The sequence below is a fragment of the Eggerthella sinensis genome (genome assembly GCF_003339815.1).
GTDB lineage: Bacteria > Actinomycetota > Coriobacteriia > Coriobacteriales > Eggerthellaceae > Eggerthella > Eggerthella sinensis.
Genome location: NZ_PPTT01000001.1, coordinates 18,060 through 38,851 on the forward strand (window position 1 = coordinate 18,060; position 20,792 = coordinate 38,851).

Annotated in this window: 14 protein-coding genes; 4 read left to right on the forward strand and 10 right to left on the reverse strand. The window is 67.9% G+C overall.

Annotated elements, in window-relative coordinates; genetic code table 11:
* The first annotated feature begins 2 nt into the window (after window positions 1-2).
* From C1876_RS00065 to C1876_RS00080, 4 genes are read left to right on the forward strand one after another with little or no spacing between them, the layout of a single operon-like run.
* Window positions 3-626 (forward strand): hypothetical protein, encoded by a 624-nt coding sequence (locus C1876_RS00065; RefSeq protein WP_114544682.1) that lies wholly within the window; start codon window positions 3-5, stop codon window positions 624-626.
* Window positions 623-5,758 carry an InlB B-repeat-containing protein gene (locus tag C1876_RS00070; protein ID WP_158544488.1) on the forward strand — a complete coding sequence of 1,712 codons (5,136 nt, stop codon included), beginning with the start codon at window positions 623-625 and terminating at the stop codon, window positions 5,756-5,758. Before C1876_RS00065 ends, C1876_RS00070 begins: the two co-directional genes overlap by 4 nt.
* A 12-nt stretch (window positions 5,759-5,770) precedes the next feature.
* Window positions 5,771-6,430 (forward strand): hypothetical protein, encoded by a 660-nt coding sequence (locus C1876_RS00075; RefSeq protein WP_114544684.1) that lies wholly within the window; start codon window positions 5,771-5,773, stop codon window positions 6,428-6,430.
* Window positions 6,427-7,128 (forward strand): hypothetical protein, encoded by a 702-nt coding sequence (locus tag C1876_RS00080; RefSeq protein ID WP_114544685.1) that lies wholly within the window; start codon window positions 6,427-6,429, stop codon window positions 7,126-7,128. The genes C1876_RS00075 and C1876_RS00080 overlap by 4 nt, the downstream gene beginning before the upstream one ends.
* Before the next feature lie 236 nt (window positions 7,129-7,364).
* On the opposite strand, the gene dapB is transcribed toward C1876_RS00080, so the two are convergent.
* From dapB to C1876_RS00130, 10 genes are all read right to left on the reverse strand, one after another.
* Entirely contained in the window at window positions 7,365-8,162 is a 798-nt protein-coding gene (gene dapB / locus C1876_RS00085; RefSeq protein ID WP_114544686.1) for a 4-hydroxy-tetrahydrodipicolinate reductase, read from the reverse strand.
* A gap of 126 nt (window positions 8,163-8,288) precedes the next feature.
* Window positions 8,289-8,789: a CBS domain-containing protein gene (locus tag C1876_RS00090; protein WP_114544687.1), complete on the reverse strand. Its 501-nt coding sequence runs from the start codon at window positions 8,787-8,789 to the stop codon at window positions 8,289-8,291.
* Window positions 8,786-10,279, reverse strand: coding sequence for an MDR family MFS transporter (locus C1876_RS00095; protein ID WP_244909973.1), 1,494 nt, complete (start codon window positions 10,277-10,279; stop codon window positions 8,786-8,788). Before C1876_RS00095 ends, C1876_RS00090 begins: the two co-directional genes overlap by 4 nt.
* Window positions 10,280-10,822: 543 nt before the next feature.
* Window positions 10,823-14,071 carry a molybdopterin-dependent oxidoreductase gene (locus C1876_RS00100; RefSeq protein WP_114544689.1) on the reverse strand — a complete coding sequence of 1,083 codons (3,249 nt, stop codon included), beginning with the start codon at window positions 14,069-14,071 and terminating at the stop codon, window positions 10,823-10,825.
* A complete protein-coding gene (gene nrfD, locus C1876_RS00105; RefSeq protein ID WP_114544690.1) occupies window positions 14,055-15,491 on the reverse strand; it encodes an NrfD/PsrC family molybdoenzyme membrane anchor subunit in 1,437 nt (478 codons plus the stop codon). Before nrfD (C1876_RS00105) ends, C1876_RS00100 begins: the two co-directional genes overlap by 17 nt.
* A gap of 15 nt (window positions 15,492-15,506) precedes the next feature.
* Window positions 15,507-16,154, reverse strand: coding sequence for a 4Fe-4S dicluster domain-containing protein (locus C1876_RS00110; protein WP_114544691.1), 648 nt, complete (start codon window positions 16,152-16,154; stop codon window positions 15,507-15,509).
* Window positions 16,155-16,301: 147 nt separating this feature from the next.
* A complete protein-coding gene (gene nrfD / locus C1876_RS00115; RefSeq protein WP_114544692.1) occupies window positions 16,302-17,168 on the reverse strand; it encodes an NrfD/PsrC family molybdoenzyme membrane anchor subunit in 867 nt (288 codons plus the stop codon).
* A gap of 6 nt (window positions 17,169-17,174) precedes the next feature.
* Window positions 17,175-17,711 carry a 4Fe-4S dicluster domain-containing protein gene (locus C1876_RS00120; RefSeq protein ID WP_114544693.1) on the reverse strand — a complete coding sequence of 179 codons (537 nt, stop codon included), beginning with the start codon at window positions 17,709-17,711 and terminating at the stop codon, window positions 17,175-17,177.
* A gap of 1 nt (window position 17,712) precedes the next feature.
* The gene (locus tag C1876_RS00125; protein ID WP_114544694.1) at window positions 17,713-19,908 is read right to left on the reverse strand and encodes a molybdopterin-containing oxidoreductase family protein; all 2,196 of its coding nucleotides are present in this window, start codon (window positions 19,906-19,908) and stop codon (window positions 17,713-17,715) included.
* A 44-nt stretch (window positions 19,909-19,952) separates the two neighbouring features.
* A complete protein-coding gene (locus tag C1876_RS00130) occupies window positions 19,953-20,636 on the reverse strand; it encodes a molecular chaperone TorD family protein (protein ID WP_244909974.1) in 684 nt (227 codons plus the stop codon).
* Between the last annotated feature and the right edge of the window lie 156 nt (window positions 20,637-20,792).

The following is a 20,792-nucleotide window of genomic DNA, read 5'->3' on the forward strand; positions in this document are numbered from 1 at the left end:
CCATGACCGCCGCGCCGGACACCCGGCCCTCCGCCTCGCGTCCGACGCGGCGCACGGCGCTGACCTTTGCGGTTGGCGCCGTGGCCCTGCTTGCCGCACTTGCCATCGTGCAAACGCTCGCGTTCACCGCGCGCTCCGTCAACGCCGACAACGTGGTGACGTTCGGCAGCGTGAAGATGCAGGTGCTTGAAACCATGGACGACGGCACCGGCCGCGAGGTCGACGCGCCCGCCGAGGAGACGCTCGCCCTGCAATCGGGCGAAGCGAGCCGCATCGTGCGCATCCGCAACACCGGTGCGCATCCCCTCTACGTGCGCGTCGCTCTCACGGTGACCGGCACCTCGCACAGCGACGCCGCCTCCCCCGCCGACGACCTCGTGCGCTACGCCTCCGGCGACGCCGCCTGGGTCGAACGCGACGGCTGGCGCTACTTCGACCGCGCCCTCGCGCCCGGCGAAACCACGCCGCCGCTCATCACCTCGCTGACCGTGGACACGGCGGCCGCGAACGCACGCTTCCCCCACGGCTCGCTTGCGCTGCACATCGACGCGCGCGGCGTGCAGAGCGAGCACAACGGAACCAACCCGCTCGACGCGGCCGGATGGCCGGAAGGAGGCACCTCGTGAAGCACCGCCGACGCGAGAGCATAGGCGAGCGCGCCGCATCGTTGGCGCTTGCCGCCCTCATGCTGTTCGCCTGCCTGCCGTTTGCGGCAAGCCCGCAGGCGCATGCCGACGCCACCGTGCTCGAGGTGGGGTCGTTCGACGCGCTGGTTTCCCTCGTGCGCCAGTCGCAAACGGACGCGTTCGAGGGCCGCACCATCGTGCTGACCGCCGACCTCGACCTCACCGGCTCGAACATGGACGCCGCCATGCAGGAGCTGGGGCATCTGTCGTTCGGCTCGTCGAGCGTGCCGTTCAAGGGCACCTTCGACGGTCAAGGCCACGCCATCACGGGTCTCGACTACAACCGCGCGCTGTTCGTGCCGGCCGCCGACACGGGGCTCTTCGCGCAAACCCAGGGTGCCACCATCAAGAACCTCGACATGCGCGACGCGTACGTGGGCGCCGACTTCCGCGGCGGCGTGCTGGTGGGCCTGGCCCAGGACACGCGCATCGAGAACGTCACGCTGATCAACTGCACGTCGAGCGTGACGCCGGCGAACAACGCCATCTCCCTCATCACGAACGCGGGCCTGGCCGGCGGCGTGCTGGCCGGCGAGGTGAACAACTCGGTGCTGTACAACTGCGAAGTGCGCGGCGGCGGGGCCATCAACACCTCCACGGCCGGCGTCACCGCGCTCGGCGGCGAGGGCCTGTACCTGGGCGGACTGGTGGGCACGGCGTCGGGCAGCACCATCGAGTACTGCCGCGTGACGCCGCAGGTAAACAGCGCAGGCACCGGCAGCTCCCCCACGTACACGCGCGTGTCGAACAAGTACGACATCGCCGTGGGCGCCGTGTCGGGGCAGGCCGTGTACGCGGGCGGCATCGCCGGTCAGATTGCGGGCGGAACGGCCGTGCTGGACAGCTTCTCCACGGCCGATTGCTACACGTACTGCGCCACCTACGTGTCGGTGGGCGCGGGCAACGTGGGCTACGTGGGAGGCATCGCGGCTGCAGCGTACGGCTCGAGCTGCACCATCGCGCGCTCGCACTACGCCGGCAACCTGCACTCGCAGCAGTACAACGCCGTGCTGGTGATCCCCGTCATCCAGAAGAACGTGAACCTGGCGGGCATCGTGGAGAAGGTGGGCGACAGCGTGAGCGTGACGAACGCGTACTACAAGCCTTCGGCCAGCAACGAAGCGGGCGTCACGAAGAAGATCACCGCCGTGGGATCGAGCGCGTCGGGCGCGTCGTACGGGCCGCAAACCGACGATCGCTACCGCGACCGCACGTTCTGGGAAGGACGCGACTTCGACCTCGCGGGCGGCACGGCGCGGTCGAGCGCCTACGACGCCAACCATGTGAACACGTGGACGATGGACTTCAACCTGGGCATTCCCGTGCACGGCACCTCGGTGAAGGCAGGGCTCGACTTCCCCGGCGCGGGCAGCGTGTCCATCGGAGCGTCGGCGCTTGCGCCGGCAGGCCAGGGGACGTCCGACCCCGCGGCGTTCGCGGTCGAAGGCTTCCTGCCGAGCGAGACCTCGCTTTCGTTCACGGCCGCCACGAACGCCAAGGACCCCGTTTCGGCGGGCAGCGCCGACAACGGCGGCTACCGCTTCTGCGGCTGGTATCGCGAGGCGGGCGTGGACGTGAACTACGCCTCGCCCGAAACCGGCTTCTACCCCGGCATCGTGGCGAAGGGCAACCTGGTGGGCACCGACGCCGCGCTCATCTCGGCGTTCGCCGGCAACGACCTGTTCGTGGCGCATTTTCAAGCGCAGGTGCTGTTCCATGACGTGGAGGGCGGCGCCATCGACAAGACCACGGGCGCGGCGAGCGCGGATGCGAGCGACGACTGGTACGACTACGCCGCCGCGCTGCCCGCCGTGCCGGCCCCGGCAAACACGGGCTCGGGCGCAAGCCACGTGAGCGCGTCGGCGAAGCTTATCGGCTGGGCGAGCACGCCGTATATGGGCACGGGCGGCGGCTGGCCGGCCGTCACGTCCACCGAGCTGGCCGACCTCAAGGCCACCGGCGCGTTGTACCTGGCAGGCGATACGGTGCGCAAGCCCCTCGACCTCTATCCCGTGTACGCCGACTACTCGTCCAACATCGTCACCGTGTTCGAAGGCAACGAGCAGGACGGCGACGACCGCGCAAGCATGCGCGAGGGCGTGGGCGCCACTTCGGTTGCCGCCGACACCGACGCGGACGGGAACCCCGTCTATTCCATCGCGGTGACGGGCGTCGGCACGGACGGCGCCTTCCCCGACGGTTACCGCTTCCTCGGCTGGTACGAAACGCGCGACGGCGTGGACGTGCGCGTGAGCCGCGAGCAGGCGTACGTGCTGCCCGCCGACGTGGACCTCACGCAGCAGCACACGTACACGGCGCGTTTCAGCTATCGCGTGCAGTATTGGGCGAAGGCGCAGTACCAGAACGCGGGCAACTACAACAACGCGAGCACCGTGTTCGCCGCACGGTGGGAGCGCTACCAAGCGCCCTTCACCGTGCTGGCGGCACCCGCGTACATGCGCGAGACGTTCGCCTTCTGGACGACCGCCGGCCACGGCAACACCGTTGCCTACACGAGCGCGAACCCCGTTGTGGCGCCGCTCGACGTGTACGCGCACAACACGTCCACGAGCGGCGGCAACGTGGGCTACAGCGCCTTCATCACCACCGATTTCCCGGGCAGCGTCACGTTCACCCAGGACGCGCCGAGCGCGAACAACCTGAAAACCCTCACGGCCACCCCGCTGACCGGGTACAACTTCGTCTGTTGGACCGGCGAGAGCGACGCGCTGATCAGCTACAAGGAAACGAAGAGCACCCCGGCGTTCGCGGTGGGCTTGCTGCTGCCCACGAGCAACTACGTGTTCTCCGCCCGCATGACGGCCGACGTGGACTTCCACGCGAAATCGGGCGCGGTCATGCCCGCGACGCGGCGCTACCAGGAGCCGGTGTTCCAAAGCTCGAACAGCACGTACGCCTACCCGTACCTCTACACCAAAAACGGCGCGGCGGGCGTGTCGAACACGAGCGCGGCTTCGCCGAGCGATGCATCGATGCAGGTGGCGGGCTACCGCTTCCTGGGTTGGATGGACCGGAACACCGTTGCTGCGGGCGGCATGACGCAGGACGAATGGGACTACGTATTCGACGTGGCCGACGATGCCTCGTGCACGTCCGACCCGACCCGCGCGCTACCCTACGTGGTGGACGGCGCGGCCACGGTGACGCGCGCGATGGACCTCTACCCCGTGTACGCGAAGTACGACATCGTCACCACCACGAACGTTGCGCGTGCGGGCGTGCCGGCAGGCTCGGGCATCGCCGTGCCGCCCGACCCCGCGTTCGTCACAACCGACAACGGCGACGGCACGCTCACGGCCACCGTCACGGCCGACGTGAACACGCCCGTGACGTCGGGCAGCGCCACGCTGTACGAGCTCGCGTCGCTCACGCTCGAGCGCGCGGGCGGCGCCACCGTCACGCTCTCCCCCACCACGACCGGGGGCAACGTGTTCACGTACGTCGTGGGACCCGGCCCGCGCTCCACCTTCGTAGCGAACTACACCCCACTCGCGGTGGTGTACCACCTCGACGCCTCGCAGACCGACGTGCGCCTCAAGAACACGGGCGATCTTCTGGGGCCCGGCCCGCAACCGCTGTTCGACCTCGACGCCATCGACGCCGCGGCGGGCGGCGTGCACGTGTTCGTGGGATGGACCGACGCGAACCCCGGTGCGGGCGGCTACGCCATCGGCGACGCGAGCACGACGCTTGTCGGGCCGTCCGACCCCGTGTCGCGCCCGACGGAGCTTTGGCCGGTGTACCGCCCCATCGGCGCGACGGCGGCGTCGAACATCGACGCCGAGCTGGCGGCGGGCGGCATCGATCCCGCGTCGGTGCGCTCCGTCGGCCGAGCCGACGGCGGGCTCGTGGTGCAGGCGGGCGATGCCGCAGGGTACCAGTTCGCCGGCTGGTACCGCGACTACGCGGACGCGGCGAATCCCGGCACGCTGGTCAGCGCCGCAGCGACGTTTTCCCTCGATGCCTCGCAGGCGTTCGACCCCGTCGCGTACACCGCCGTCTACGAAGCCGTGCACGAGCTGCGCTACCACGACACGCACGGCGCCGTGCTGGACACCGTGGGCGTGCGCGACGACGAGCCGCGCTCGTTCGTGGAGATGGTGGAGGTGCCCGTGTACGACGACGATGGCAATCAAACCTCTACGAAACAGGTGGAATCCATCATCGACTCGGGTGCCTACCAGGCCATCGTGCAACAGCTGGACAACGAGTGCCAGCAGGCGCCTCAGCGCGAGACGTTCAACGCATGGCAGTGGGTGAAGTCCGACGGCACGGTGGTGGCCTGGGACGACTTCTACCGTACCGCCATCAGCGAGGACATGGACCTCTACCCCGTCACGTGGCGATGCGCAGCGCTCGACGCGAACGGGGCCTCCTTCACGCCGAACCTCACGTGGCAAATCGACTTCAACACCGCCGCGTCGGGCGGCACGGGCGATGCGGCGGTGCCCGTGCGGGCGTACCTGCGCGCACCCTACGTGCAGTCGTCGCTGTGGGTAACCGTCGATCAGGCGGCTTACGGCACCGGCGGCACGTTCGACACCACCCCGCAGCAGGATGTGGCGGTGGCGCTGTACAACAGCGTGGACGCCTCGGCCGCCAACATAGGCCGGGAGACAACCGATGTGGACGGCATGGCCTCGTTCACGTTCACCGGCTCGCTCACGTTGAAGAAGGTTTGCGCAAGCGGCACGGCAAGCGGGCGCACGTTCGCGCTGTCCGTGACGGGCGCGTCCACGTCGAGCGGCACGGGCATCATCGGCGAGGAGACGCGCACCGTGCTCATCACGTGCGCGCGCCAAAGCGACGGGTCGATAGGCGGCAGCAGCACCATCAGCCTGCCGTACGGCGAGTACACCGTGGCCGAAGACGCCGCATGGGCCTGGCGCGCAACGCCCGCGTTCACGGTGCTCGACCTGGGCGCCACGGTGCCACGCGAGGATACGAAGGTGACGGTGTCGTCCTCCGGCGCCACGGTCACCTGCACCAACACCCGCGACAACAACCAGTGGATCGACGGCGACGAGCGTCGGACCAACGTATTCGGATAGGAGGCGGGCAAGGTGCATATCCCGCGAAACGATCAAGATGCGGAAGCGAAGCGCTCGCACCGCACGCGGCGCATCGCCGTTGCCGCCGCGCTCGCGTGCGTGCTCGTGACGATGGCGGGCGCCGGCACGGCGCTCGCGTGGCTGACGGCCCAGACCAGCACGGCGAACCGCTTCGTCGCAGGCACGGCCCAACCCACCGTGGTGGAGGACTTCGCCGATGGCGGCGCGCTCAAGCGCGACGTGCGCGTGGCGAACGATCAGCCCAACAACGTGGACGTGTACGTGCGCGCCGTCGTGAGCATCGCGTGGCAGGACGCCGACGGCGCGCAGCTGTGGGATGCGCCCCGCTACGGCGTGGACTACAGCATGACCTGGGGCACCGCAGCCGACAGTGCCGGCGGGTCCTGGAACATGGCGCGCGACGGGCTGTACTACTACACCGCGCCGCTCGCACCCGGCGCCTCCACGACGAACCTGATCGACACGTGCTCCCCCACCTCGACGTCCAGCGACCGGCACCTCGTGGTGGATATCGCCGTGCAGGCGATTCAGGCGCATCCCGCCGATGCGGTGACAGGCGCCTGGGGCGCTCCCGTGCTGGCCGACGGACTGCTGGATGTGGCGAGCATACCGGCGCCCGCCGCCGCAGCTGAGGAAGGAGCGGCGTCATGACGCGCGTGCAACGATGGTGGGCGGTTGCCGCCGTCCTGACCGCGGCGCTGTTCGCGTGCACGGTGGGCATGGCCATCGCAGCGTTCGCCGCGCCAGCCCAGCAACCCACGCTCGTGTACGACGGCGCGTCCAAGTCGTTCTCGTACCGCAACGTGGAAGGTTCGGACCTGTTCGCGTCGTTCAAGGACCTCGTTCCGGGCGACGAGCTGTCGCAGCAGTTCACCGTGGTGGCCGAGCACCTCGATCGCCCCACCACGCTCTACCTGCGCACCGACTACGACGCCGCCGAGACCGCCGGGCTCGAAGCCGTCGAGCTGACCGTCACCGCCGACGGCGCCGGCGTGAGCGATGGCGCCCTCGGGCGAGACCGCCGGCTCGACCGCGACACGAAGCTCGTCTCGCTCGACCGCGACGGCTCCTTCGAAACCGACGTGGCCATCAGGGTGCCCACGAGCGTGGGCAATGAGCTGGCCGATTCCTCGCACCGTCTGCGCTGGGTGTTCACCGCGCAGGAGGACGGCGGGGATCAAGCGGGCGGCGGCGCGCCGAATGCGCCCGCCGAGGTGGCCGCCCAGGCGGCAAGCGACACCATCGTGAGAACCGGCGATCCCACGCCCCCGCTCGCCCTGCTGGCCGCCCTCGCCGCAGCGACGTTCGCCCTCTTCGTGCTCGCCGCCCGCAACGCCCGCCGCCCGTAAGGCTTGCGGGCGACGATTGGCGCGAGCAGCTACGCTTTTTGCGCGCCCCCTCCTTGCGCGCCTTCTCCTTGCGCGCCCCCTCCTTGCGCGCCCCCTCCTTGCGCGCCTTCTCCTTGCGCGCCCCCTCCTTGCGCGCCCCCTCCTTGCGCGGCGGATTGCATTTCACCTGGTCGGAGATCTTATCGCCGCGCAAAAAGAAAGAGCTGCTTTACCATACCCGTCATTTCTGCCACATTCTACAGGTCGAACACCTCTTTGATGTTGTAGACGCCGGCGGGCTTGCCGTGGAGGAACGCCGCGCAGTCCACGGCGCCGCGGGCGAAGCAGTCGTCGCTGTAGGAGTAGTGGGTGATTTCCAACCGCTCGCCCATGCCGCCGAAGAACACCTTGTGGTCGCTCGTGATGTCGCCGGCGCGCAGCGAGTGGAAGCCCACGCCGCCGGGCTTGCGGGCACCGTGGCCGCCGCGGCCGTATTCGGCCAGCTCGTCGAGGGTGGTGCCCTTGAGCTCGGCAATCATGTTGCCGATGATGACGGCCGTGCCGCTGGGGGCGTCCAGCTTGTAGCGGTCGTGCTGGTCGATGATCTCGATGTCCGTCTCGTCCACGAGCGCCTTGGCCGCCAGCTCCACGAGCTTCAGCATGACGTTCACCATCTTCGACGTGTTGCACTTGAAGATGACGGGGATTTCCGCGCCCGCCGCCTCGAAGCGCTCGAACTGCTCCGGCGTGAACCCGGTGCTGGCGGTGACGAGGGCCTTCTTGTGCGCCACGGCCAGATCGAGCGTTTGCAGGCACTGCTCCACGCTTGACACGTCGATGAGCGCATCGCACTGGTCGATGATGGAAGCAAGGTCGTCCACCACGGGAATGCCCAGGTCGCGCCCGAGGCCCACCACCTGGCCCAGGTCGCGCCCGATGTAGTCGCGCCCAACGGGGCCTACGCCGCCCACGAGCTCCATGCCCTCGCGCTCGTCCACGAAACGGCTGATGGGCTGCCCCATCTGTCCATGACACCCGACCACGATCACCTTCATGCGGCGCTCCTTTCGCTGATGGACGGCGGCGCCTCGACGGCACCGCCCGATCCTCTCAGTATAGAGCGCCCGCACGCACGGCGGCGCGGTTTTGTGCAAGCGCACCACCAACGGGCGCTCGGCGCGTTACGCGGTGGTCGCCGACGGCGCCGCACCCTGCTCGCCGAACAGCACGTCGAACAGGTAGCGCGTGATGGTGGCACGCCGCACCACGCCGATGAGCCTGCCGTTCTCGTCGATGACCGGCACCTTCTTGAACTTCTTCTTCGCCAGCACGTCGGCGATCTCGCCCACCGACTGGTCGGCCGTGGCGCACAGCACCTTCTGCACGGCCAACTCCATGACGTTGCGATGCTTGAGCGCGCGGGCCTTCTCCTCGAAGGACTCGTTGTCGTACAGCACCATGTTGGCGTACCCGCCGCCGAAGATGGAACGCGTTTTCTGCGCGGCCACCGCCTTCATGATGTCGCCGTCGCTGATGAAGCCCACCACGTGGCGCTCCTCGTCGATGACGGCGAGGCCGCTCGTGCCGTACTCGTTGAACAGGGCCACCACCTCGCCGAGGTTCTGATCGTAGCGGCACGTGTACACGTCGCGTTCCATGATGTCGCCAATTGTGCGGTTCATCGTCCGGCTCCTTCCTGAGCTTCCTGCATATCGACCGCGTAGGCCGCCGCTTCCTGAGCGGCGGGCGTCGCCACGGCCTTTTTCTTCGGGTTGCGCACCTTCAAGATAGCGATGATGAGAGCAATCGCCGCCACCGCCGCGGAAATGCCGTACGCCACGTCAATGCCCGCAGCCGTGGACGCCACGGGGCCGGCCTCGGCGTTCGCGGAGGTCACCATGGTCATGACGGTGACGATGAGCGCCGTGCTCACCGCGCCGCCCACCTGGCGCCCCGTGTTGCTGATGGCGTTGCCGTGGGCAATCATGTCGTTCGGCAGCGCGTTGATGCCCCAGGTGGTCACCGGCATGTTCGCCAGCGTGAGGCCCGAGGATTGGATGACGTAGAACACCACGAGGTACGCCACCACGGTGGTATCGTCGACGAAGGACAGCGCCGCCAACGAGGCGGTGAGCCCGGTCAGGCCCACGATGGCGATGACGCGCGGCCCGAACTTGTCGAACAGCATGCCGCTCACGGGGCTCAGGAAGATGGTGGCCACGGCGCCCGGTGTCATGAGGATGCCGGTTTCAAACGCCGTGAGGCCCAGGACGTTCTGCAGGTAGATGGGCAGGATGACGCTGCCCACGGCCAGCGCCGAGTTCACCACCGTCACGATGATGGCGGAGTAGGCGAACGTCGGCGTTTTGAGGGCGCGCAGCTGCAGCAGCGGCTCGTCGATGTGCAGCTGCCGATGGATGAACCACACGAGCGCCACCACGCCGACGGCGATGGAGCCGATGACCACGGGGCTGTCCCAGCCCATCGTGCTGGCGCTCGAGAACCCGTACAGAAGGCCGCCGAACGCGAACGTGGACAGGATGATGGACGGCACGTCGAGGTGCGGGCGCTTGAGCGTGCCGACGTTCGTCAGCGCGACGATGCTCACGATAAGCACGATGATGGCCAGGGGAATCATCGCCCAGAACATCATGCGCCAGCCCCACGAGTCGATGATGCCGCCCGCCAGCACGGGACCGGCCGCCGGCGCGCAGCTCATGACGATGCCGGCCATGCCCATGGCCGTGCCGCGCTTCTCGGGCGGGAAGATGAGCATGGGCACCACGCCCACGAGCGGCAGCTGCACGCCCGCGCCGGCCGCCTGCAGGATACGCCCGATGATAAGCAGCTCGAACGAGGGCGCGGCCGCGCACAGCGCCGTGCCCACGATGAACGCCACGAGGGACGCGAAGAACAGCTTGCGCGTGGAGAAGCGGTCGATGAGGAACCCGGTGATGGGCACCATGATGCCGTTGACTAGCATGTAGATGGAAGTCACCCACTGCGCCGTGCCGGCCGAGATGGCGAAGGCGTCCATGAGCTTCGGCAATGCGGGCGACAGGACGGTCTGGTTGAGGATGGCGAGGAACGCGCCGGCCAGCACGATGCCGATGACGGTGATCTCCTTGCGGGTTACCTTGTGCTGCTGGGCCACCAATTGTTGTTCATTCAAGATTGCATCAACTTCCTTATATGAGGGCGTCGAAGACCGTGCGGCGGCTCGGCCGTCGGCGACGAAAAAGATATAGTGACAAGGGGAAACGCGGCGAGGACTACACCCTCATGCTCGAAAGCGGGGTGTCAGATGCCGCAAAAAGAAACCGGCGCGCCCGATGCCGCGAGAGCTGCCGGGGGCTGGTATACCGTTCATATGTTTGCAGGAGCGATTTCACAGCGGGCAAGTATACCGGAACCGAAAACCCCCGTAGGTTTGGGAATGTTGCCAGCTCCAAGCGATTTCCACAGTTACGGTAAAAGAGGCTTGTTGGGCGCGGGGCTTTTTTTGGGCATGGAGCTTTTTGGGCGCGGGGTTCTTCGGGCGTGGGGCTTTTTTCTGGTGCGAGCTTTTTTTCTGGCGCGGCAGAAGGCTCAGAGACCTGGGCGTCATTGGCCGCGCCGATTGCAGGCCGCGGCCGGGTTGGATCGGCGCGGAGGGAGGTGCTCAGCCGCGCATCTCCCTCCGCGCCATAGAAGCGGCGCTCCTGCGCGAAGCGCGTCACCTATGTTTCTGCACGTCAACCCATAGGTCGAATTGGGCGGCTCCGCCGCCGATGGGGTCGCAGATGCCGCCTCCGCCTGCCGCGGCGGTGTCCTCGGGCAGCAGCTCGTTCATGCAGAAGCCGCGACCGCGACCGCCGGCGTAGCCGGTCTTCTGCTTGCCGGGCTCGTCGCCGTCGAGGATGCCCTCCTCTTCCAGGTAGTCGGGCGCGGGGCCCACGTCCTCGCCGTCGATGCGCACGGCGCGGGCGGCGTAGCCCTGATGGCCGAACGAGTAGTTCGCTCCCACCACGCCGGGGCGGATACCCTCGGTCACGCGCACGTGACCGGCCAAAACGCCCTCGGGGCCCACGATGTCCACGGCGTCGCCGTTCGCCAGTCCGCGCGCGGCGGCGTCGGCCGGGGCCATCCACACGAAGTTCTCGGTGGACAGCTCGCGCAGCCACGACGAGGCGATGGTGCGGTGCGTGCCGTTCGTGCGGGCCTTCCAGTTGATGAAGGCGAGCGGTCGGTCGGCAGCATGCTCCATCGGCGTGCCGTCGGCGAGCGCCACGGGAGCCGCGTGCGCCATGCCGTCGAAGTTCTCGCCGGTCAGGGCGTTCTTCAGCGAGGCCGTCTTCGGATCGTAGAACGCGCACATCCCACCGTAACGCGTCTTGATGAGGTCGCCTTCGTAGCCGTCGTCCTTCGCCGGGTCGGCCGAGCCGAAGCGGCCGCCGCGGTTGAGCACGTACACCACCTTCGGCCACTCCTCCTCGGTGACGGCCGCCTTCCACGCCGCAAGGTCGAACGCGTCGCCGAGCGCCCGCGTGCGGGCACGCTCGAACAGGGCCAGCTCGTCATCGTCGGCGTCGGGCACCGGATTCTCGCCGGCGTACGCCACGTTCGCGGCCATCTTCAACCAGTAGTCGTACTCGGTCGAAAGCGCCGCCGTGCCGCCCGCACCGTCCTTGCCGACCGGCACGGCACTCTCGCCCACGCCCGGCAGCTCAAGGCGCTGCATGAGGTCGAAGTACACGTCCTCCACCGAGCGCGGGCCCTCGTAGGCACGGATGGCCGGCTGCCCCAGCTGGATGAGCTGGTACTGCTGGTTCGGGTAGATGGATTCCTGGCTGAACCGCTCGAGGTAGGTCTTGTCGGGCAGCACGAAGTCGGCGTAGCGCGAGGTGTCGCCCACCTCCACGTCGAACGACACGAGCAGGTTGATCTTGTCGGGGTCGCCCAGCACGTCGGCCAGGCGCTGCCCGCCCGGCGTGGAATCCACGAGCGAGTGGCGATGGATGAACAGCGCGCCCAGATGGTCGTACACGTAGCCCGCGCGCAGCGTGGGGATGATCTCGTGCGACAGGTTGCCCGGCAGCGGGTACCACGGGCGCGACGCGGGATAGCCGTCCTGCTTGAAGTAGCTCGTGTTCTCGTACTGCGTCTTCTGGCGCGTGATGGGAATACCCCAGCCCGCGTGCGCGTCGGGCACCGTTTGCAGGTCGTAGCGGCCGGTGTACGGCGCGAACTTCGCCCCAGCGGCCAGGTGCCCGCCCTTCCAGTCGTGGTTGCCGATGAGGAAGTTGAGGTAGCCCACCGCGCGCACGGCGTCGTAGCCGTTCGCATGCATGGCGGGGCCGCGGTAGCTCATGACGCAGGCGCGCTTGCCGTGGCTCGTGAACTCGCGCGCCACGTCCTCCACCACTGCGGGCTCGATGCCCGCGTCGGCGGCGTACTCCTCGAGCGAGCGCTCTTCCACGCGCTCCTTCAACAGCTGGAACACGCTCTTCACCCGCGCCGGCTTGCCCTTGATCTCGATCTCGGTATCCACCAGCAAGTCGGCCGCACCGTCGACGGCATCGGCGGCCACGAGCTGGCCGTCCACGAACACGAACCGCGCGTCTTCCGCCAGCGCGGCATCGTCGGCGCCGGCCTCGCCCGCGCGCCCGAGCACCTTCGCCGTGACGATGGGCCGGTTCGGCAGATCCACCGCCACGAGGTGCGCCGCGTCCGACCAGGTGGGCTCGCCCAGCGCCGCAGCCGCCTTCTTTCCGGGCGCCGCCAGATAACGAGCGTCGTAGCGCTCGTTCGCGAAGATCCACGACATCAGGGCGAAGGCCAGCTCGGCGTCCTTGCCGGGCATCACGGGCAGCCACCCGTCGGCCTTCGACGCGCTGCGGCCCTGGCGCGGGTCCACCACGTACAGCTTCATGCCGCGCTCGCGCGCCACCGACAGCCGCGGGGCCAGCCACGACGGCCCCTTGTTCGCCGTCATGGGCTCGGTGCCCCAGATGATGAGGCATTCGCAGTGGTCGATGTCGGCGTACATGCGCTTGTGGTTCGTGGTGGGGTGCGTGCGCACGTTGCCCATGACGCCGGTCATGCCGCACACGCCGCCGTGGTTGAAGTTGTTCACCGAGCCGAAGCCGTTTTGCGTGAGGCGGTCGCCGATGAGGAACATGCGGTCGCCGCCCGCCGAGCAGAACAGGTTAGACTTCGGGCCGAGGTCGGGGTGCTTCGTGTCGATGAGCGTGTCGGCCCATTTCCGGTCGAACTCGTCCTGCCCCATCTCGCCGGACTCCACGAGTGCCACATCGGCCTCCACCTGCTTCTTCGGCGCCCAAGCGTACCACTCGGCAATGCCCGGCGTGCCGAGCGCGGACGAGCCGTGCACGATCTCGTCGAGGGCCGTGTCCCAGCTCACCGTCTCCCACTCGTCGGAGCCGCGCGCGCCCACGCGGCGCAGCGGTTGCGTGATGCGGAAGGTGTCGTGCGCCAGCTGGATGCCCGACTGGCCCTTGAGGCAGATCATGCCGCCGTTCGTAGCGCGGCCCGCGCGGGCCATGTCGTCGCCGGGCGCAAGCGCGTCCTCCGGGCGCGTCGCGTAGGGCACGGGCGCATAGGGCTGCGAGTTGAGCGGCGAGTACGGGTTGCCCGCAATCTTGCGCACGAGCGCCGTGGCGCCCTCGTTGGCGCCCGCGCCGTCGGCCGCATCGGCCACGCGCACCTTGATGGTGCAGTACGTGTTGCAGTTGTTGCACATGGACAGGATGACGTCGTCGGCCGCGTACGCGCCGGTAGCGCTGCCGCGTCCGTGCGGCTCGTCGGTCATCGGGTTGTCGGTTGCCATGTACGCCCCCAATCCTCCACCGGCCAGCACCGCGCCCGCAGCCACCGCGCAGCTCGCGCCGATGACGGCGCGGCGCGACGGCGTGCCGAACATGCCGGCACGCTCCTGCGCTTCGTCCTTACGCTGCGCCTCCATCGCGCACCTCCTTGCCCGTCGAAACCTCATCGCGCGCCGCCGCACCAAACGCCGCGTCCGCATCGGCGTACGCGTCCGCGTACGCGCTCTCCAACCGCGCTTCGCCCTCGCTCGCGCCCACGCGCTCGAGCGGCAGCAGGCGCACGGCCAGCCCGTAGCAGCCGACGGCCAGCCCCAGCACGAACAGGGCCACCATCACCTCTCCCACGCTGGGCACGTACACCGGCGCGGGCATGCCGTCCAGCAGCGGCACGGAGAACCCGGCCACCACCAGCACGTACCGCAGCGCGAGGATGCCCGCCATCGCGGAGAGGGCCGCGCCCACGGCCCACGCGCCGCCCGCAGCGCCACCGGCGGCACCGGCAGCAACACCGCTCGCAGCCCGGCGCCCGCGCAGCGCGCCCACCGCCAGCAGCACGGCCGGCAGCACCAGCCCCAGGCCGATCTCGCCCACCCAGAACAGCGGCGCCAACGACCCCGCCACCATCACCTGCACAGCGGCGGCCACGGCCGGATCGCCCGACAAGAGCGCGGGCGCCACCTGGAAGAACACGCAGAACGCAAGCGCGAACAGCGACGCGGCCAGCACGCGGTTCAACCCCACGAGCACGCCCGCCTCGGAACGCGCCCCGCGCAGGCGGGCCAGCAGCCGGAACGCCACGATGAGGAACGCGGCCGCCGTCACGATGGCCATGACGTAGAACAGCACCGACGTGATGCCGCCCTCCCACAGCCCGCGCGTCTTCACCGCGGCGAAGAACATGCCCGTGCCGCCCGGAGGCCCCACGAACGACGTGGCCACGCCCACGCCGGCCAGCACGCGGATGGCCAGGTTCACGTTGCCGCGCCGCCGCAGCGCCGCCGCGCTCGGCGCGCCAGCGCCAGCGCCCGAACCCGCGGCATCCGCGCCCTCGCGCGCTGTGCGCCTGTCGTTCCACAGCACCAGCGCGAACTGCGCGATGGCCACCGCCATGAAGAACATATACGCCTTGATCTCCCACGCCAAGGGCGACGACCAGTGGAAGAACAGCAGCGTGCCCAGCGAATGCCGGATGGCGCCCAGGTCGATGCCAATGAAGATCATCGACACGACAAGCGACACGATGCTCAGTCCCAGCGACAGCCGCGCGATGGGCGCGAAGCGCGGCAGCCTCAGCAGATACACCAAAGCCGACAGCAGGTACAAGCCGCCCGCCAGCCCGGAGAACCAGATGTACACCACCACCCACAAACCCCAGGGCACGGCGTTCGTGGCCCCGGCCATGCCCAGCCCGTTGGCCAGGCGGTCGAACATGAAGAACGCGCCCGCCGCCAGCAGCGCGCCCACGATAACGGCCCACCCGACGGTGGCGCGGCGCGAGAACGGCGCGGGCAGCGCGTACGTGCGCGGCGCGCCCTTCCTCGTTGTGTTAGATGCCATGGATAGTCACCCCGATCATTTCAGGTAGTAGACGGATGGATTCGTACCTAGCTCTTCGCGCAGGCGGAACGCCCGCGGCGAGGCGGCCAGCTGCGCCACCTTCGATTCCGGGTCGTTCAAGTCGCCGAAGTACCGCGCGTCGCCGATGCACGTCTCGCAGCACGCCGGCGCCTCGCCTTCGGCGATGCGATGCGCGCAGAACGTGCACTTGCGCACCGTGCCGTACGTGCCCGCGTACTTCCCGCGCGCGCCGCGCTCCACGCCGTACTCGGGCGCCGTCACCTGGTCGGCCGCCTGCATCTCGGCGGCGTACGACGAGCCCTCGTCGGCCGAGCGCGCCCCGTAGGGGCACGCGGCGATGCAGTACTTGCACCCGATGCAGCGGTCGGCGTCGATCACCACGATGCCGTCCTCGCCGCGGTACGTGGCGCGCACCGGGCACACCGACACGCAGGCGGGGTCTTCGCACTGCATGCACGGGCGCGGCACCGCCTCGATGCGCACGTTGGGATACGTGCCCGTCTCCTGCTCAAGCACCACGTTGTACGTGACGCCCGGCGGCGTGCGGTTCTCCGCCTTGCACGCCACGGTGCACGAGTCGCACCCGACGCACTTCGCAAGGTCGATGACCATGCCCCAATGCACAGCACGGGAATCTTCCATATAGTGCACCTCGATTCGTCTCAATACAGGCGGGCGCCACGCGGAGGGGGTATGCGTGACGCCCTAGGGAGGGGGAACGGCAAGCTCGAAGGAGGCCGAGCTGCCGAAAAGCGTCCCGCCAGGGGGTGGGCGGGACGCGCGGGCAAGCTAGAGGAACAGCACGGGGAGCGCCGCCAAGATGACGAGCAGGCGCAGGAGGAAGCCGCCCACGAGCACCCCGGCCTCGCCGATGGCGCTGACCACCATGGAGGTCGTCGACGTTTCGACGCGCTTCGCGATGAACACCGGATAGCCCTCGATGAGGAACGGCGCCACCAAACCCAGCAGCACGATGCCGCCCCAGAACGCCGGCGCATACTGCCCGGCCACGAGCTCCTGCACCGATGCCGCGCCTTCGAAGCTGCCGGCGCTGACGATGACCAGCATCGTTGCGAGCACCACCATCTCCACGACGGACAGGACGACGTGCGACTTCTTGATGAGCCACATCTGCTCGAAGCGCTCGCGATCGAGGATGAGCCCCACGAGCGACGTGGCCGCAAGGCCCGCCGACAGCGCCGACACCACGAACAGGATGGGCAGGATGGCGTTGTTCCACAGCGGCACCGCCTTGACGACGCCCAGCAAAAAGCCCGTATAGGCCGCCACGGCGAAGGCGAACACGATGCCGATCCACGTCAACCACTTCGGCACGCGCTTCTTCAGGATCTCAAGCAGGGCCACCACGAGCGCCACCGGCATGTAGATGCAGATGAAGTACACGCCCAGCGTCATCACCGAACCGGGGTTCGAGACGAGCCAGAAGAAGCGCAGCGGGTTGTGCAGCCCGGCCTCGGCGTCAAGCATGAGCATGAGCAGGCCGATGCCGATGAAGATGGGAGCGATGATGCGGCCGGCAACGCGCATCTTAACGCTCTCAGGGTACTTGGCTTCGACGAACGCGGCCGTCAGGAACGCCCCCGCCGACGCGCCGGCCAAAAACAGGTACCATGCGATCATAGGTCCCCAAACCATGGTTCATCACCTCACGTAGTAGATTTTCGAAGCGGTCAGATTGTCGGCGAGCGGCTGCGCATGGTAGCGCGCAATTGCTTGGTTGATCTCGCTGTTCGGATCATCGAGGTCGCCGAAGATGCGCGCGCCCGAGATGCAGGTTCCCACGCACGCCGGCGGGTTGCCCGGATTCTCGCCGTCCCAGCAGAAGCGGCACTTCTCCACCACGCCGGTGGATTCTTGCACGATGCGGGCGTCGTAGGGACACGCGGCCATGCAGTACTTGCATCCGATGCACTTCTCCGCATCCACCAGCACCACGCCGGAGTCGGTGATGTAGGTGGCGTGCGTCGGGCACACGGCGGCGCAGGGCGCGTCTTCGCAGTGCATGCACTGGGTGGGCACGATCTCGTTGTAGACGTTGGGGTACTCCCCCGTCTCGATCTCGTGGTACTTGATGAACGACTCCCCCGTTTCCAGATGGTTCTTCATCTGGCAGGCGATGCGGCAGGCCGAGCAGCCGACGCACTTTTTCGTGTTGATGAGCATTCCGTAGCGTGCCATGTTACGCCTCCACCTTCTTCACCGTAACGGCCACTTCCTGGCTCATCATGGAGCCCACGCCCGGTTCGGCGTCGAGGGGAATGAAGTCGTTCAGGCTGATGCCGTACTGATACGCGCGGGTCTGGGTCGGCGAATCTCCGCCGTAGTGCGTGGGCAGGAACACCACGCCGGGCTTGAGGCGCTGCGTCACGCGCACCTCCACCTGGCCGGTGTGCTCGCTCGAGGCCACCTCCACGGTATCGCCCGTCTGCACGCCCAGCTGCTCGGCGTCCTTCGCGGCCATCCACAGGCGCTCCATGTGGTACTCGCGCGAGATGGCGTTGAGCGCTTCGATGTTCTGCGTCATGGTGTGGGAGTGGATGCCCTGCTTGCCGCCGATGATGGAGAACTCGCCGTCCTTCGGGGTCACCTTGCGCGGCACCCAGCCGATCACCGGGTTGAGGCCGGCGTCGCCCACCTTGTCGGTTTTGAACTCGAACTTGCCGGAGGTCGTCTTGAACGTGGGCACGCCATACTGGAAGTTCGGGTCGGGCAGCTCGATCACGCCGTCCTTCTTCATCTGGTCGAGGGTCACGCCCACGGTGGCCAGCTGCGCTTCAGCCCAATCCTCGGCCGTGAACTGGAAGTACTCGCCCACGCCGCACGCTTCGGCCAGGCCGTTGAAAATCTCGTCGCAGGTTTTCGTCTCGGGATGAATCTTGTCCAGCACCACGGTGCGCATGCCCACGAAGTGCTTCTTGCCGCCCACGAACTCGGGCAGCTCGAGGCGCTCGAGGTAGGTGACCTCGGGCAGGACGTAGTCGGACTGCAGCGCGGTCTCGGACATCTGCACGTCGATGGTGACCACGAGGTCGGTCTTCTCGAAGGCCTCGGTCCACTTCTTCGGCTGCGCGTAGCCCTTCGCAGCGTTCGAGTTGTAGAAGAACAGGCCCTTCATCTCGCCGTTCAGCGCGGCCTGCAGCGCGGCGACGTTCGTGCCGGCGCTCGCGAGGGCCAGCGGGTACTCCGCGTCGCCCACGCGCTTGGCTTCCGGCTTCGCCGGGGCCTTGAAGCGGGCGTCCTCGATGGCGCCGGCCTTCGGGGACGACGTGAGCAGCGCGCCGCCCTTCGCGCCCCAGCTGCCCAACAGGGCGTTGATGGCCGCGATGGCGCGGGCGGTGTCGAACGAGTTGTTGTACGAGCAGCCGATGACCGCGCGCCAACCCGACTCGACGGAGGCCGCCGGGGCCGCCTTCGCCATGGCGCGGGCAAGCTCTTCGATGGTTGCAGCCGGGATGTCGGTGATCTTCTCGGCCCAGGTCGGCGTGTACTCCTTGGTCTGCGCGGCGAACTCGTCGAAGCCGTACGTGTTCTGCTCGACGAAGTCGTGATCGTAGAGGTCCTCTTCGATGAGCACGTTCGCCATGGCCAGGAGCAGCGCGAGGTCGGTGCCGGGGTTGATGGGCACCCAATCGCTGGCGAAGATGCCGGAGTTGTTGAGGCGCGGGTCCACGATGACGATGCGCGTGCCGTTCTCAGCCGCGTCGGCCAGGCTCTGCACCGACGAGGGGCGGATGCCGTCGCCGTAGCTGCGGCCGATGAACAGCACCATCTTCGCGTTGGCGAAGTCGTTGGAGAACCCGGTGGCGCCGATGGTGAGCTGGTAGGCGCTTTCCTTCGACAGGTTGCACGACGAGGAGTGCGCGTACACGTTGGCCGAGCCGAGCGCGTTCATGAAGCGCGCGGAGTACTGCTTGCCCGACGGGCGCGGGTCCTGGATGATGGCCAGCGACTCGGGGCCGTTCTTCTCGATGATGGCCTTCGTCTTCTCGCCGATCTCCTTGAACGCGGTGTCCCAGTCGATGGGCTCGAACGAGCCGTCGTCCTTGCGGCGCATGGGCTGCGTCACGCGCTCGTCGGAGTACGCCATCTGGGCAAGGCCGTGGCCGCGTCCGCAGATGCGGCCTTTCGCGTACGGATGCCCCTCGTTGCCGCGCAGCGTCCACAGCTGGCCGTCCACCGTGGTGGCCACGAGGCCGCACTTGCTCGAGCAGCCGTTGCACAGCGACGGAGCGGTTTTGGTCGCGGACGGTTCGTCCGCTACGGCGCGCTCTGCCTGCCATGAGCCGAGCGAGATGGAACCCGCGGCGCAGGCGAGCGCGGCCGTAGCGGCCGAACCCTTGAGGAACGTTCTACGCGATACCGTTGTCTCCCTCATTCCTTTCCTCCCTTTCTTGCAGTTCAACTCGTCTTATCTATCGCTTATCGTCCCGCATGAAACAGGGGGACGGGGTTGCTGCATCCGTGCGGCGCCTCGGTTCGCTCATTCAGAATGGCGCGGGTAATCGAGGTCACCAGCGCAAGGAGCGCCCGCAGAAACGCGATGCCGTCGAGCAGGGTGCGGCGGCGTTGGTCGATCAGGGCGCCGTTGTGCGCCACCATGTCGGCCCGATTGGCAAGCGCTGCGTCGTAGTCGTCGAGCCAGTCGACGTGGTCATGCACGAGCTGTCGGGCGGCCTCCTCGTTGCCCGCCTCGAGCACGAGCGACAGCAGTTCGAGCTCGAGGGTGAGGTGATCGGGCATGGAGGCGAAGGACGCGGGCACGTCGATGGAAAGCTGGCGGTACAGGGCCGACATATGCCGCGCCGCATCGCCCATGTAGAGGCCGCGCGTGGCGCCGAACGCGTTGCCCTCCTGCGAGGACCACGGCTTGTACAGCGATTCCACGGGCATGGCGGCAAGCGGCATGCCGGGCATGAGCAGTTCGTTTTGGAACGAGGAACGAACCGGCCATGCGGGAAGCGCAAGCGCGGCGCCCGCCGTGTCGCCCGCCGCGGCACGCACGTCCTGCCATGCGGCGTTTCGCAGCACCTGACCGTATTCCTCATCCTTCAGGTGAGAAAACAGCGGCGCAATGAGCGATAATAGGAAAGCTGTGTTGTTCATGGCTCGCACGGTTTCGTCCTTTCTCGTTGCCGCCCATCCTAGGCGCGGCGGCGAAAGGCCGGGTAATCAGTTTCTGGTGATTTCGTTATTTCACCTGATGAATAGGGATTTTTTCGCAAGTAGAACGGGACGTCGGTACCGGGTTGTTACGCGTCC